Annotated in this window: 1 protein-coding gene and 2 pseudogenes; all 3 read left to right on the forward strand. The window is 62.2% G+C overall.

What is annotated here, in order from left to right:
- Positions 1–7,342, forward strand: a pseudogene (sypA, locus tag KBY08_RS25995) (syringopeptin non-ribosomal peptide synthetase SypA); the annotation flags it as partial.
- 38 nt (positions 7,343–7,380) lie between these two features.
- On the forward strand, positions 7,381–9,876 hold a 2,496-nt coding region (locus KBY08_RS26595), incomplete at its 3' end, for an AMP-binding protein (protein ID WP_318654646.1).
- 1 nt (position 9,877) lies between these two features.
- Positions 9,878–15,618: pseudogene (sypB, locus tag KBY08_RS26000) on the forward strand (syringopeptin non-ribosomal peptide synthetase SypB); the annotation flags it as partial.

Below are 15,618 nucleotides of genomic sequence, written 5' to 3' on the forward strand. Positions count from 1 at the left end.
GACAGAAGCCACGACATTCTCCGCCACCTACGAGATTGTGTCGGTCGACAATGGCTCGATCCCTATCGGCAAACCGGTGGGCAACACTCGCCTGTATGTGCTCGACAGCCAAGGCCAGCCAGTGCCGGTGGGCGTAACCGGCGAGCTTTATATCGGCGGGCAGGGTGTCGCCAGGGGTTATTTGCACCGGGATGAGCTGACCCTTGAGAAATTTTTAGCTGACCCGTTCGACAGCGACCCGCAGGCTCGCTTGTACCGCACCGGCGACCTGGTGCGCTGGCGTGCCGACGGCATCCTGGAATATCTGGGTCGCAACGACGATCAGGTCAAAATCCGTGGTTTCCGTGTTGAACTGGGTGAAATCGAAGCGTGCCTGGCCGAACATGCCGATGTTCGCGAAGCCGTGGTGCTGTGCCGTCAGGATGTGCCCGGCGACAAGCGTCTGGTGGCTTATGTCACAGCGCAGCAGGCTGAAACTGCGCTGGACATCGAACACCTGCGCAACCATCTGCATGGCTTGTTACCGGACTACATGGTGCCGGCAGCGTATGTGCAACTCGACTCACTGCCGCTGACCGCCAACGGCAAGCTCGATCGCAAGGCGCTGCCAGTGCCGGATGCGCAGTCGCTGATCAGCCGTGGCTATGAAGCCCCTCAAGGTGAAGTCGAGACCCTGCTGGCGTCGATCTGGGCCGACGTGCTCCAGGTCGAGCAGGTAGGGCGTCATGATCAATTCTTCGAATTGGGCGGCCACTCGCTGCTCGCGGTGACGCTGATCGAGCGCATGCGTCAGGTCGGCCTGAGAGCCGATGTCCGCGTGCTGTTCAGCCAGCCTACTCTGGCGGCGCTGGCAGCGGCGGTCGGCGGCGGAACGGAAGTTGTAGTGCCGGCCAACCTGATTCCAGAATGTTGCGAACACATCACCCCGGACTTGCTGCCGCTGATCAGTCTGACCCAGGCGCAGATCGACCTGGTGGCTGCCAGCGTGCCGGGCGGCATGGCGAACGTGCAGGATATTTATCCACTGGCGCCTTTGCAGGCCGGGATTCTCTATCACCACATCAGTGCCGAAGAGGGTGACCCCTACACCTTGAAAGCGTTGTTCGGGTTATGTGACCGCGCGCGACTGGACGATTTCAGCGGCGCTCTGCAAGGCGTGATCAATCGCCACGATATCCTGCGCACCGCCGTGCTGTGGGAAGGTCTCGACGAGCCGGTACAGGTGGTGCTGCGCAGGGCCGAACTGCAAGTCACCGAGCTGTTCCTCGACCCGGCGGACGGCCCGGTCGATGAGCAATTGCACCAGCGCTTCGATCCTCGGCATTACCGACTCGATGTGCGTCAGGCGCCACTGATGCAGATTGTCTTCAGCCATGATCCGCTCAACGACCGCTGGCTGGCAATGCTGCTGTTTCACCACATGGTCAACGACGCCACCTCGCTGCAGGTGGTGCTGCATGAAGTTCAAGCGCACCTGCTTGGCCAGAGCGCAGTCTTGGGCAAGCCAGTGCCGTATCGCAATTATGTTGCCCAGGCCCGTTTGGGTGTCAGCGATTCCCGACACGAAGCGTTTTTCCGCGACATGCTCGGCGATATCGACGAACCGACGCTGCCATTCGGGTTACAGGATGTTCAGGACGGCGGCCGCGACATCGAAGAGGCCTGTGTGACCCTGACCACAGAACTGAACCAGCGTCTGCGGGCTCAGGCCAGGCAGGCGGGCGTCAGCGCCGCGAGCCTGATGCACCTGGCCTGGGCGCGGGTGCTGGGCAGTGTCTCAGCCCGCGAGCAGGTGGTGTTCGGTACGGTATTGCTGGGCCGTATGCAGGCCGGTGATGGCGCCGACCGCGCCCTGGGCATGTTTATCAACACCTTGCCGCTGCGCGTCGATGTCGGCGCCGCAACGGTGGTCGAGGGATTAAAAGCAACTCACGAGCAACTGACCGCCTTGCTGGGCCATGAGCATGCGCCGCTGGTGCTTGCCCAACGCTGCAGCGGTGTCGCTGCACCGGCACCCCTGTTCAGCGCGCTGCTCAACTATCGGCACATGGCGCAGACCAGGATGACGGCGCAGTACGAAGCCGCCTGGCAAGGGATCGAGACCTTCAACGCCAAGGACAACACTAATTACCCGCTGACCCTGAATGTCGACGATACAGGCGATGGCTTCCGGTTGTCGGTGCTGATCACTGCCGATATCGGTGCGCAGCGGCTGTGCGATTACATGCAGGCGGCGATTGAGCAACTCGTTCAGGCTCTGGAGCAAACGCCTGCGGCGCCGCTGAACAGCCTGACCATCCTGCCAGCGGCGGAGCGTCAGAAGGTACTGGTCGACTTCAACGCCACGGCTACCGATTCACCACGGCAGATGACCGTGCACGCGCTATTCGAGGCTCAGGCTGAGCGCACGCCTGAGGCCACGGCAGTAGCGCATGATGCGACGACTCTGAGTTACCACGAGCTGAACCTTCAGGCCAACCGTCTGGCGGCAAAACTGCTGGAGCTGGGCGTGCAGCCGGGGCACAGCGTCGCGCTGCTGTTGCCACGCTCCATCGACCTGGTGCTCAGCCAGCTTGCTGTGCTCAAGTGTGCGGCTATCTACGTACCGCTGGACATCAATGCCCCGCAGGAACGTCAGACCTTCATGGTGCAAGACAGCCAGGCGGTGCTGGTGCTGACCTACAGCACTGAAACCCTGGATCCGGGCACGCAGCGTCTGGACCTGGACACCCGGCCAGCGAGCACGGTGCCGGCAGACAGCCCGAATCCAGTGGCCTGCGCCGATTCTGTGGCCTACATCATGTATACCTCCGGCTCGACCGGCACGCCCAAGGGGGTGCTGGTACCGCACCGTGCCATCTGCCGTCTGGTAATCGACAACGGCTACGCGGACTTCAATGGGCAGGATCGCGTGGCGTTCGCCTCCAATCCGGCCTTCGACGCCAGCACACTGGATGTCTGGGCACCGCTGCTCAACGGCGGCTGCGTGATCGTGGTCGAGCAGTCGGTATTACTCTCGCAGGAGGCATTCCGGGCGCTGTTGCTGGCGCAGTCGGTCAGCGTGCTGTGGCTCACCGCCGGCCTGTTTCATCAATATGCCGACGGCCTGATGGAGGTCTTTGCGGGCTTGCGCTACCTGATTGTGGGCGGCGATGTGCTGGACCCGGCGGTCATCGCCAGAGTCCTGGCACAGGGCGCGCCGCAACATCTGCTCAACGGCTACGGCCCGACCGAAGCCACGACCTTTTCCACGACCTACGAGATCACTGCGGCAGACCACGGTGGCATTCCGATCGGCCGGCCGATTGCCAACAGCCAGGTTTACGTCCTCGATGCCTTGCGTCAACCGGTGGCGGTGGGCGTGCCCGGCGAGCTGTACATAGGCGGGCAGGGCGTGGCCAAGGGCTATTTGAACCGTGATGAATTGAGCGCCACACAGTTCGTCGCCGATCCATTCAGCGGGCATGACGGTGCGCTGATGTACCGCACCGGCGACCTGGGACGCTGGGGGGCCGACGGCAATCTGGAATACCTGGGCCGTAACGACGGTCAGGTGAAAATTCGCGGTTTCCGTATTGAACTGAGTGAAATCGAGGCCGTTCTGGCCACGCACCCTGCGGTACACGAAGCCGTGTTGCTGGCGCGGCAGGACACAGGAGAAAAGCGCCTGGTCGCCTATTTCACCCTGCGTGAGCCACAGCAAACGCTGGAAATCGAAACCCTGCGCAGTCATCTTCAAGCCCGCTTGCCGGACTACATGGTGCCCGCAGCTTATGTGCGCCTCGATGCGCTGCCACTGACAGCCAACGGCAAGCTGGACCGCAAAGTGCTGCCTGTACCCGATGCACAGGCATTGGTCAGCCGTGGCTACGAAGCGCCGCAAGGCGAGGTGGAAAACCTGCTGGCGACCATCTGGGCCGAGGTGCTCAAGGTCGGGCAGGTCGGTCGACATGACCATTTCTTTGAACTGGGCGGGCACTCGCTGCTGGCCGTCAGCCTCATCGAACGCATGCGCCAGGCCGGCTTGAGCGCTGACGTTCGCGTGCTGTTCGGCCAGCCAACCCTGGCAGCGCTGGCTGCAGCGGTGGGTGGCGGAAGTGAAATAACAGTCCCGGAAAATGCCATCCCGGACGATTGCACGCGCATCACTGCGCAGATGCTGCCACTGGCCGATCTCGATCAGGTCGCTATCGACCGTATTGTCGCCAGCGTGCCGGGTGGCGTCAGTAATGTGAAAGACATCTACCCGCTGGCACCGTTGCAGGAGGGAATTCTCTACCACCATCTGGCTGCCGAACAAGGCGACCCGTACGTTCTGCAGACGCTCTTCGAGATCGCTGATCGTCAGCGTTTGAACGCCTTTGTCGACGCCTTGCAAAGTGTGATCGACCGTCACGACATCTTGCGTACCGCAGTGCTGTGGCAAGGTCTGGAAACACCGATGCAGGTCGTCTGGCGGCAGGCTCGCCTGCATCTGGAGCAGATCGAACTCGACCCGGCCGACGGCGCGGTCATCAATCAGTTGCAACAGCGCTTCGACCCTCGCCATTCGCGGCTGGACATGAGCCAGGCACCGCTGCTGCGTGTGGTCTTCGCCGAAGATTCGCCCAACCAGCGCTGGGTGGCAATCCTGCTGTTCCATCACATGGTCCTCGACCATACAGCGATGGAGGTGGTGCTGCATGACATGCAGGCACACTTGCTCGGCCAGGCTGACCAACTCGACGCTGCCATTCCGTATCGCAATTATGTGGCCCAGGCTCGCCTGGGCGTGAGCCGCGAGGCCCATGAAGCGTTCTTCCGCGAACTGCTGGGGGACATAGACGAACCGACGCTGCCGTTCGGCCTGCTGGATGTGCAGGGCGACGGCCGCGATATCGAAGACAGCAGCCTGACACTGGACGCTCCGCTCAATCTGCGCCTGCGTGCCCAGGCCCGCCAGTTGGGAGTAAGTGCCGCGAGCCTGGTGCATCTGGCGTGGGCTCAGGTGTTGAGCAAGGTAGCGGGCAGGCAAACAGTGATATTCGGTACTGTGCTGATGGGCCGCATGCAGAGTGGCGAAGGCGCTGACCGGGCGTTGGGGATGTTCATCAATACCTTGCCGCTGCGCGTCGATCTGGCCGGGCAGGGTGCACGGGACGGGGTGCGGGCGACCCATGCCCGGCTCACTGCATTGCTCGGCCACGAACACGCGCCGTTGGTGCTCGCGCAGCGTTGCAGCGGCGTGGCGGCGCCATTGCCACTGTTCAGTTCGCTGCTCAACTACCGTCACAGTGCCGCGGCAGAGCCCTCAGACGAGTCGATTGAGGCCTGGCGCGGTATCGAGGTGCGCAGTGGCGAGGAACGCACCAACTACCCGCTGACCTTGAACGTCGATGACCTGGGCGATGGTTTCCGGTTATCAGTGCTGGTAACCGGCAAGGTCGGTGCAGGGCGGGTTTGCGGGTATATGCAGACAGCGCTGGAAAACCTGCTCGTTGCGCTGGAACAGTCGCCGGACACTGCCCTCGACAGCCTGCCGATCCTGCCGGCTGCCGAGCGCGAGCAGTTGCTAGTGCGGTTCAACGATACCGAGCTGGATTACCCGCACGAACAGACCATTCATGGCTTGTTCGAAGCACAGGCCGAGCGCACGCCGGAAGCGCTGGCAGTAGTCCACGGCAAACAGCGCCTGACGTATCGCGCGCTCAACGAGCAGGCCAACCGCCTGGCCCATGCGTTAATCAAGCAGGGTGTTCAGCCGGATTCCAGAGTCGGAATCTGTGTTGAACGCGGCGCGGAAATGGTCGTCGGTTTGCTGGCGATTCTCAAGGCGGGCGGCGGTTACGTACCGCTGGATCCGGCGTATCCGGTGGAACGAATTGCTTACATGTTGCAGGACAGCGCTCCGGCAGCCGTGCTGGCTCAAACCGCTACTCAGGGCTTGCTGGCCGACGTTTCGGTACCTGTCATCAATCTTGACCTGAGCGATTGGCAGGACGAATCCGTCCAGAATCCGCGGGTGCCGGGGCTGACTTCGGCGCATCTGGCCTACCTGATCTACACCTCGGGCTCCACCGGCTTGCCGAAGGGCGTGATGATCGAGCACCGCAATACCGTGAACTTCCTGACCTGGGCGCACGCGGCTTTCGACGCTGGTACAAACAACTCGGCGCTGGAAAAAACGCTGTTCTCTACCTCGCTGAACTTCGACCTCGCGGTCTACGAATGCTTCGCGCCGCTGACTTCAGGCGGCAGCATCGAGGTCGTCAGGAACGTTCTGGAACTCCAGCATCTGGATGACGATATCAGGCTGATCAACACTGTGCCGTCGGCGCTGAAGGCGCTGCTGGAGACGGACGGCCTGCCGAAGTCAGTCCACACCGTCAACGTGGCCGGTGAAGCGCTCAAACGCAGTCTGGTCGAAGCGCTGTTCGAGCAAACCGGCGTGCAGCGCCTGTGCAATCTCTATGGCCCATCGGAAACCACTACCTACTCGAGCTGGGTGGCGATGGATCGCGAAGACGGCTTCGCTGCGCACATCGGCAAACCGGTGGGCAACACCCGGTTCTACTTGCTGGACGAACAGCAACAACCTGTTCCACTGGGTGTTGCGGGTGAGATCTATATCGGCGGCGCGGGCGTGGCACGGGGTTACCGGAATCGCGATGACCTGACCGCCGAACGCTTCCTCAAGGACCCCTTCAGCCCGCAGCCAGCAGCACGCATGTACCGCACCGGCGACCTGGGTCGCTACTTGCCGGACGGCAATATCGAATACCTGGGCCGTAACGATGATCAGGTGAAGATCCGTGGCTTCCGTATCGAGCTGGGCGAGATCGACGCCTGTCTGGCCAAGCATCCTGCAGTGCAGGACGCGGTAGTCACCGCCCGTGAAGACATCCCCGGCGACAAACGCCTGGTGGCCTATTACACGGCTCAGTCCGCACAAACGGAACCGGCCATCGACAGCCTGCGCGGCTGGCTGCTGGGGCAGTTGCCGGCCTACATGGTCCCGGTGGCTTATGTGCGTCTCGACGCATTGCCCCTCACGCCCAACGGCAAGCTCGACCGCAAGGCGTTACCTGCGCCGGGCGAGGGCGCTTTGATCAGCCGTGGCTATGAAGCTCCGCAAGGCGAGAGAGAAATACTGATCGCCGAGATCTGGCAAGCATTGCTGGGCGTCTCGCAGGTTGGACGACATGATCACTTTTTCGAACTGGGCGGCCACTCGCTGCTCGCGGTGAGCCTGATGGAACGCATGCGCCAGGAAGGCCTGGAAGCCGAAGTCAAGTCGCTCTTCGAGCACCCGACCCTTTTGGAATACGCGGCAACGACGGAAAGAATGGAGATTGTTCTGTGAGCATGATCGAACTGCTGGCAATACTGAAAGAGAAAGATGTGCAGCTTGCCGTCAAGGGCGACCAACTGCTCGTCAGCGGCAAGCGCCAGTCCCTCACCGAGCCCGCCGTGCTGGCGATGTTGCGCGAGAACAAGGCGGCGTTGATCGAACTGATCAATGCCGGCGAGTATTACAGCGGCAAGGCCGATGAAGTGGAGGTTCCTGCTCAGGCGATTGCGCCGGGCTGCGAGCGCATCACGCCGGACATGTTGCCGTTGATAGCACTCGACCAGGCCGCCATCGAGACCATCGTGGCCCGCGTCCCTGGCGGTGTGCGCAATGTGCAGGACATCTACCCGCTGGCGCCCTTGCAGGAAGGCATTCTTTATCACCATATCGCCGCCGGGCAGGGCGACCCTTACGTACTGCAGGCACAGTTCACGATTGCCAGCCGGGAACGTTTCGACGAGTTCACCACGGCCTTGCAACAGGTCGTCGATCGCCACGACATCCTGCGTACCAGCGTCATATGGGAAGGCCTGGCCGAGCCAGTGCAAGTTGTCTGGCGCAAGGCTGATCTGGTGCTCAGCGAAATCACCATTGACCCTGCCGCAGGCACCGCCAGCGAGCAATTGCAACAACGCTTCGACCCACGGCATTACCGCCTCGATATCAGCCAGGCACCCTTGCTGCGGCTGGCCTTCACCCACGACGTGGTCAATCAGTGCTGGGTGGCGATGCTGCTGTTTCATCACATCGCCATCGACCATGCAGCCCTGGAACTGGTCCAGCACGAAATCCATGCGCACCTGTACGGCCAGGCCCACACCCTGGGCGAGCCGGTGCCTTACCGTAACTACGTGGCCCAGGCCCGACTCGGCGTCACCAACAAACAGCACGAAGGTTTTTTCCGCGAGATGCTCGGCGACGTCGATGAACCGACGTTGCCGTTCGGCCTGCACGATGTGCGCGGCGACGGCCATGGCGTCGAAGAAGCACACCAGACTTTGCCCATCGAGCTGAGCCAGCGTTTGCGAACTCAGGCCCGGCTGCAAGGAGTGAGCGCGGCGAGCCTGCATCACCTCGCCTGGGCACAGGTGCTCGGGCGCCTTAGCGGGCGTAATGATGTTGTGTTCGGCACGGTGCTGCTGGGGCGCATGCGCGGTGGCGAAGGGGCTCGCCGGGCCTTGGGGATGTTTATCAATACCTTGCCGCTGCGGGTGGCCGTGGGAGAGCAGGACGTGCGCGCCGGGGTCAGGGCGACCCATGCGCATTTGACAGCGTTGCTCGGCCACGAACACGCCTCGCTGGCGTTGGCCCAGCGTTGCAGCGGCGTGTCCGCACCGACGCCACTGTTCAGCGCGTTGCTCAACTACCGCCACAGTTCCGCTGAGGCGGTGACTGGCCAGGCGGTTCAATTATGGGAAGGGATCGAGGTGAGGGGCGGCGAAGAACGCACCAACTATCCGTTGATTTTGTCCCTCGATGATCTTGGCGAAGGATTCAGCCTCAATGTTCAGGCGGTCGCCGGTATCGGCGCCCAGCGGGTTTGCGCGTATATGCAGACGGCGCTGGAAAGCCTGGTGCATGCGCTGGAGCAGACGCCGCAGGCGCCTTTGAACCGCTTAACGATATTGCCAGCCGATGAGCGTGAGCAGTTGCTGGTAGCGTTCAACGACACCGCACTCGATTACCCGCAGCAGCAGACCATTCACGGGATGTTCGAAGCCCAGGTCGAGCGCACGCCGGAAGGGGTGGCAGTGGTCCATGGCGAACAACGCCTGACGTATCGCGAGCTTAACGAGCAGGCCAACCGCCTGGCCCATGCGTTGATTAAGCAGGGGGTTCAGCCGGATTCCCGCGTCGGCATCTGCGTTGAGCGCGGTGCGGATATGGTCGTCGGCTTGCTGGCGATCCTCAAGGCGGGCGGCGGTTACGTGCCGCTCGACCCGGCTTATCCGGCAGAGCGAATTGCCTACATGTTGCAGGACAGTTCGCCTGCCGCAGTACTGGCTCAAACCGCTACTCAGGGCTTGCTGGCCGACGTTTCGGTGCCAGTCATCAATCTTGATCTGAGCAATTGGCAGGACCAATCCGTCCAGAATCCGCAGGTGCCAGGGCTGACTTCAGCGCATCTGGCGTACCTGATCTACACCTCCGGTTCGACCGGCCTGCCGAAAGGCGTGATGATCGAACACCGCAACACCGTTAACTTCCTGAGCTGGGCGCACAGTGCTTTCGACGCTGCTGCACTGGAAAAAACACTGTTCTCCACCTCATTGAACTTCGACCTCGCCGTCTACGAGTGCTTTGCGCCGCTGACCTCGGGCGGCAGTATCGAGGTCGTCAAGAACGTGCTGGAACTGCAACACGGCGAGCACGATATCGGCCTGATCAACACCGTGCCGTCGGCGCTGAAAGCGCTGCTGGAAGTTAACGGCCTGCCGGAATCGGTGCACACCGTGAACGTGGCCGGTGAAGCGCTGAAACGAAGCCTGGTTGAATCGCTGTTCGAGAACACCGGCGTGCAGCGCCTGTGCAACCTCTATGGCCCGNTGGATGAACAGCAACAGCCCGTCCCATTGGGTGTTGCCGGTGAAATCTACATCGGCGGTGCCGGTGTGGCACGGGGCTATCTGAACCGCGACGACCTGACTGCCGAACGCTTCCTCAAGGACCCGTTCAGCCAGCAATCAGTAGCACGCATGTACCGCACCGGCGATCTGGGTCGCTATCTGCCAGACGGCAATATCGAATACCTCGGCCGTAACGACGATCAGGTCAAAATCCGCGGCTTCCGCATCGAGCTGGGCGAGATCGATGCGCGTCTGGCCAGACACCCGGCCATTCATGAAGCAGTGGTGGCTGCACGCGAAGATGTACCGGGCGACAAGCGTCTGGTGGCTTATTACACGCTGGCGGCAGGGCACACCTCGGCGGACATCGACAGCCTGCGCGGTCATTTGCAGGAGAAATTGCCTGAATACATGGTTCCGGCCGTCTACATGATGCTGGAAAAGCTGCCGCTGACCCCCAACGGCAAGCTTGACCGCAAAGCGCTGCCAGCGCCGGACAGTGAAGCACTGAGCAGTCGTGGTTATGAAGCCCCACAAGGCGAAACCGAAACGCAGATCGCGGCCATCTGGCAAGACCTGCTGGGCGTGGCCAGGATCGGGCGTCACGACAACTTCTTCGAACTGGGCGGACACTCGCTGCTGGCAGTCAGCCTGATCGGGCGCATGCGTCACGTCGGCCTGAGTGCTGATGTAAAAACGCTGTTCAGTCAGCCAACCCTCGCCGCACTGGCCCGTGCCGTGGGCGGCGCTGAACCAGGTAACGGGGAAGTCATTGTACCGGCCAACCTGATTACCCAAGGTTGCGAACGCATCACTCCAGACCTGTTGCCACTGATCAACCTGACCCAGGCGCAGATCGATCAGGTAGTGGCCTGCGTGCCCGGCGGCGCAGCGAATGTGCAGGACATCTACCCGCTGGCGCCATTGCAGGAAGGCATTCTCTATCACCATATCGCCGCAGAGCAGGGCGACCCTTACGTGCTGCACTCACAGTTCACACTGTCGGATCGTCAGCGTCTGGAAGCCTTTGCCAAAGCGCTGCAACAGGTCATCGACCGCCATGACATCCTGCGCACGGCGGTGATCTGGCAGGGGCTGGACGAGCCGCTGCAAGTGGTCTGGCGCAAGGCCGAGCTGAGTATGGAACAGGTCCATCCGGACCCGCGCAACGGCGATATCGCACGCCAGTTGCGAGAGCGCTTCGACATTCGTCACTCGCGCCTTGATCTGACCAGGGCGCCACTGATGCAACTGGTGTTTGCCGAAGACGAAGCCTGCCAGCGCTGGGTGGTAATGCTGCGCTTCCATCACATGGCGCTGGACCACACTACGCTGGAGGTGGTGCGCCATGAGATTCAGGCGTATTTGCTCGACCAGCCAGATACCCTCGGCGCGGCCATACCGTATCGCAACTACGTGGCCCAGGCCCGCCTGGGTGTGAGCCGCGAGGAGCAAGAGGCGTTCTTTCGCGACATGCTCGGCGATGTCGATGAACCGACGCTGCCGTTTGGCGTAAGCGATGTGCAAGGCGACGGTCAGCCGGTCAAAGAGGCTACCTGTGTGCTGCCGTCGACGCTGAGCCTGCGTCTGCGCGCCAGTGCCCGACAACTGGGGGTGAGTGCCGCCAGCCTGCATCACCTGGCCTGGGCTCAGGTGCTGGGCAGGGTATCGGGCAAGCAGGATGTGGTGTTCGGCACCGTACTGATGGGCCGTATGCTGGGCGGCGAGGGCACGGAACGGGCACTGGGGATGTTCATCAACACTCTGCCACTGAGGGTTGTCGTGAACGAACAGGGCGTGCGCGCCGGGGTCAGAGCGACCCACGAACGCCTGACCGAATTGCTCGGCCATGAGCACGCATCCCTCGCCCTGGCCCAGCGTTGCAGCGGCGTAGCCGCACCGACCCCGTTGTTCAGCGCCTTGCTCAACTACCGGCACAGCGCCCCGGCCAGTGTGTCCGAACAGGCCAGGCAAGCGTGGCAGGGTATCGATGCCCTGAGCAGCGAAGAACGCACCAACTACCCGCTGACCCTGAACATCGATGATCTGGGTGACGGCTTCAGCCTCAATGTATTGGCGGTCGCGGACATCGATGCCCAGCGCGTCTGCGATTATATGCAGACGGTCTTGAGCCATCTGGTCGAGGCTCTTGAATCCGCACCGGATTCAGCCGTGTGCGGCCTGCCGATAGTGCCGGAAGCCGAACGTCGGCAACTGCTGGTCGCATTCAACGACACCGCGCGGGATTACCCGCAGCAACAGACCGTGCATGGCCTGTTCGAAGCTCAGGTGCGTAACAACCCGGAAGCTTGCGCCGCAATCCACGACGGCGTTGCCTTGAGTTATACCGAACTCAACACCCGGGCCAACCGCCTGGCGCGGCATCTGCTGGGGCTCGGTGTGCAGCCGGGTGACAGCGTGGCGATCCTGCTGGAACGCAGCCATGATTTGCTCGCCAGTCAGTTGGCAGTGCTCAAGTGCGCGGCGGTGTACGTGCCGCTGGACATCAACGCACCGGTCGAGCGCCAGAGTTTCATGATTGAAGACAGCCGGGCGCGTGTCCTGCTGACTCATAGTCAGGTATCGCTGACAACAAGCGCCCAGCGTATTGACCTCGATGGCCTGACGCTGGAGCGTCTGAAAGGCACTGATCTGGCATTGCCGCCGCAGTCCAGCGAAAGCGTTGCCTACATCATGTACACCTCCGGCTCCACCGGCACGCCGAAGGGGGTGCTGGTGCCGCACCGGGCCATTAGCCGTCTGGTGATCAACAACGGTTATGCCGATTTCAATGCACAGGATCGCGTCGCATTTGCCTCTAACCCGGCCTTTGACGCCAGTACCCTGGATGTCTGGGCGCCGCTGCTCAATGGCGGCTGTGTGGTGGTGATCGGGCAGCACGACTTGCTCTCGCCGCTGAATTTCCAGCGCCTGTTACTGGAACAATCGGTAAGCGTACTGTGGATGACCGCCGGATTGTTCCATCAATACGCTTCAGGTCTGGGCGAGGCCTTTTCGCGCCTGCGCTACCTGATTGTCGGCGGTGATGTGCTGGACCCTGCCGTTATTGGACGGGTACTGGCGAACAACCCCCCACAGCATTTGCTCAACGGTTATGGCCCGACCGAAGCCACGACGTTCTCCGCGACTTACGAAATTACCTCGGTCGGCAATGGCTCGATCCCTATCGGCAAACCCGTGGGCAACAGCCGCCTGTATGTGCTCGATAACCAAGGCCAACCGGTGCCGTTGGGCGTGCCCGGCGAGCTGTATATCGGTGGGCAGGGTGTCGCCAGGGGTTATTTGCACCGGGATGAGCTGACCCTTGAGAAGTTCGTCGCCGCCCCGTTCAACAGTGACCCGCAGGCTCGCTTGTACCGCACCGGCGACCTGGTGCGCTGGCGTGCCGACGGCAACCTGGAATACCTCGGTCGCAATGACGAGCAGGTGAAGATTCGTGGTTTCCGTGTTGAACTGGGTGAAATCGAAGCACGTCTGGCCGAACACGCCGAGGTTCGCGAAGCCGTAGTGCTGTGCCGTCAGGATGCGCCCGGCGACAAGCGTCTGGTCGCTTATGTCACGGCGCAGCAGCCTGAAACTGCACTGGACATCGAACACCTGCGCAGCCATCTACAAGGCTTGTTACCGGACTATATGGTGCCGGCAGCCTACGTGCAGCTCGATTCACTGCCGCTGACCGCCAACGGCAAGCTCGACCGCAAGGCCCTGCCAGTGCCGGATACGCAGTCGCTGGTCAGCCGTGGTTACGAAGCACCACAAGGCGAAGTGGAAAAACTGCTGGCCTCGATCTGGGCTGATGTACTCAAGGTCGAGCAGGTCGGTCGTCATGATCACTTCTTTGAACTGGGCGGCCACTCTCTGCTGGCGGTGACGCTGATCGAGCGCATGCGCCAGATGGGGCTGAGTGCCGATGTGCGTGCGCTGTTCAGCCAACCGACCCTGGCCGCGCTGGCAGCAGCGGTCGGCGGCGGCACTGAAATCGTAGTCCCGGCCAACCTGATCCCGGAGCGCTGCGAACACATCACCCCGGACTTGCTGCCGCTGATCAGTCTGACCCAGGCGCAGATCGACCTGGTGGTTGCCGGGGTGCCGGATGGCGCCGCAAACGTGCAGGACATCTACCCGCTGGCGCCCTTGCAGGCGGGGATTCTCTACCACCACCTCAGTGCGGAACAGGGCGACCCCTATGTACTGCAATCGCAGTTTGCTTTTGCAAGTCAGGAGCGTCTGGAGGATTTCGTCGTGGCCCTGCGACGGGTTATCCAACGCCATGACATCCTGCGTACCGCGCTGGCCTGGGAAGGACTCGACGAGCCGGTGCAGGTGGTCTGGCGTCATGCCAGCCTGATGCGCGAGCGTCTGCATCCGGACCCGCAAGGCCCTGATGTGTCTGCACAGCTGCATCAGCGTTTTGACGCCCGGCACTACCGTCTGGACATTCGTCAGGCACCGATGATGCGTTTGATCCATGCCTGGGATGAGCCCAACCAGCGCTGGCTGGCCTTGCTGCTGTTTCATCACCTGGCGCTGGACCACACCGCGCTGGATGTGCTGCGACACGAGATGCAGGCCTGCCTGCTGGGACAGCAAGCGCAACTGGGCGAGCCGGTGCCGTATCGCAACTATGTGGCTCAGGCGTGTCTGGGCCTGAGCCGCGAGGACCACAAGGCATTCTTCCGCGACATGTTGGGCGACGTCGACGAGCCGACGCTACCGTTCGGCCTGCAGGATGTGCAGGGCGACGGTCACGCTATCGAAGAGGCGACGCGGGTCTTGTCTGCGGCGCTGAACCTGCGTTTGCGGGCTCAAGCCCGGCAACTGGGCGTGAGCGTTGCCAGCCTGGCGCACCTGGCGTGGGCGCAAGTCCTGGGTAAGGTGTCGGGCAAGCAGGATGTGGTGTTCGGCACCGTACTGATGGGCCGGATGCAGGGTGGTGATGGCGCTGACCGGGCCCTGGGAATGTTTATCAACACCTTGCCGCTGCGGGTTGCCGTAGGTGAGCAGGGCGTGCGGGCCGGGGTGCAGGCGACGCATGCGCGACTCACGGCATTGCTGGGCCATGAACACGCGTTTCTGGCACTGGCCCAGCGTTGCAGTGGCATATCCGCGCCGACACCGTTGTTCAGCGCCTTGCTCAACTACCGGCACAGCGCCGAGGCCCGGGTGTCCGAGCAGGCCACACTGGCCTGGCAGGGTATCGAAACCCTCGGTGGAGAGGAGCGCACCAACTACCCGCTGGCCTTGAATGTCGACGACCTGGGCGATGGTTTCAGCCTTAATGTGCAGGTCAGCGGCAACGTAGGCGCCATGCGGGTGTGTGACTATATGGAAACCGCGCTGGAGCAGCTGCTTCTGGCGCTGGAGCAGGACCCCGAAGCGCCGCTGAACAGCATTGCGATTCTTTCGGCCGCCGAACGGGAGCAGCTACTGGTCGGGTTCAATAACACCGCGCTGGATTACCCGCACCAGCAGACCGTGCATGGCCTGTTCGAAGCACAGGTCCGTAACAACCCGGAAGCTTGCGCCGCAATCCACGACGGCGTTGCCTTGAGTTATACCGAACTCAACACCCGGGCCAACCGTCTGGCCCGGCATCTGCTGGGGCTCGGCGTGCAGCCGGGTGACAGCGTGGCGATCCTGCTGGAACGCAGCCATGATTTGCTCGCCAGCCAGCTGGCAGTACTCAAATGCGCAGCGGTG

Origin of the sequence: Pseudomonas sp. P135, from assembly GCF_020312125.1 — a bacterium.
Lineage (GTDB): Bacteria > Pseudomonadota > Gammaproteobacteria > Pseudomonadales > Pseudomonadaceae > Aquipseudomonas > Aquipseudomonas fragariae.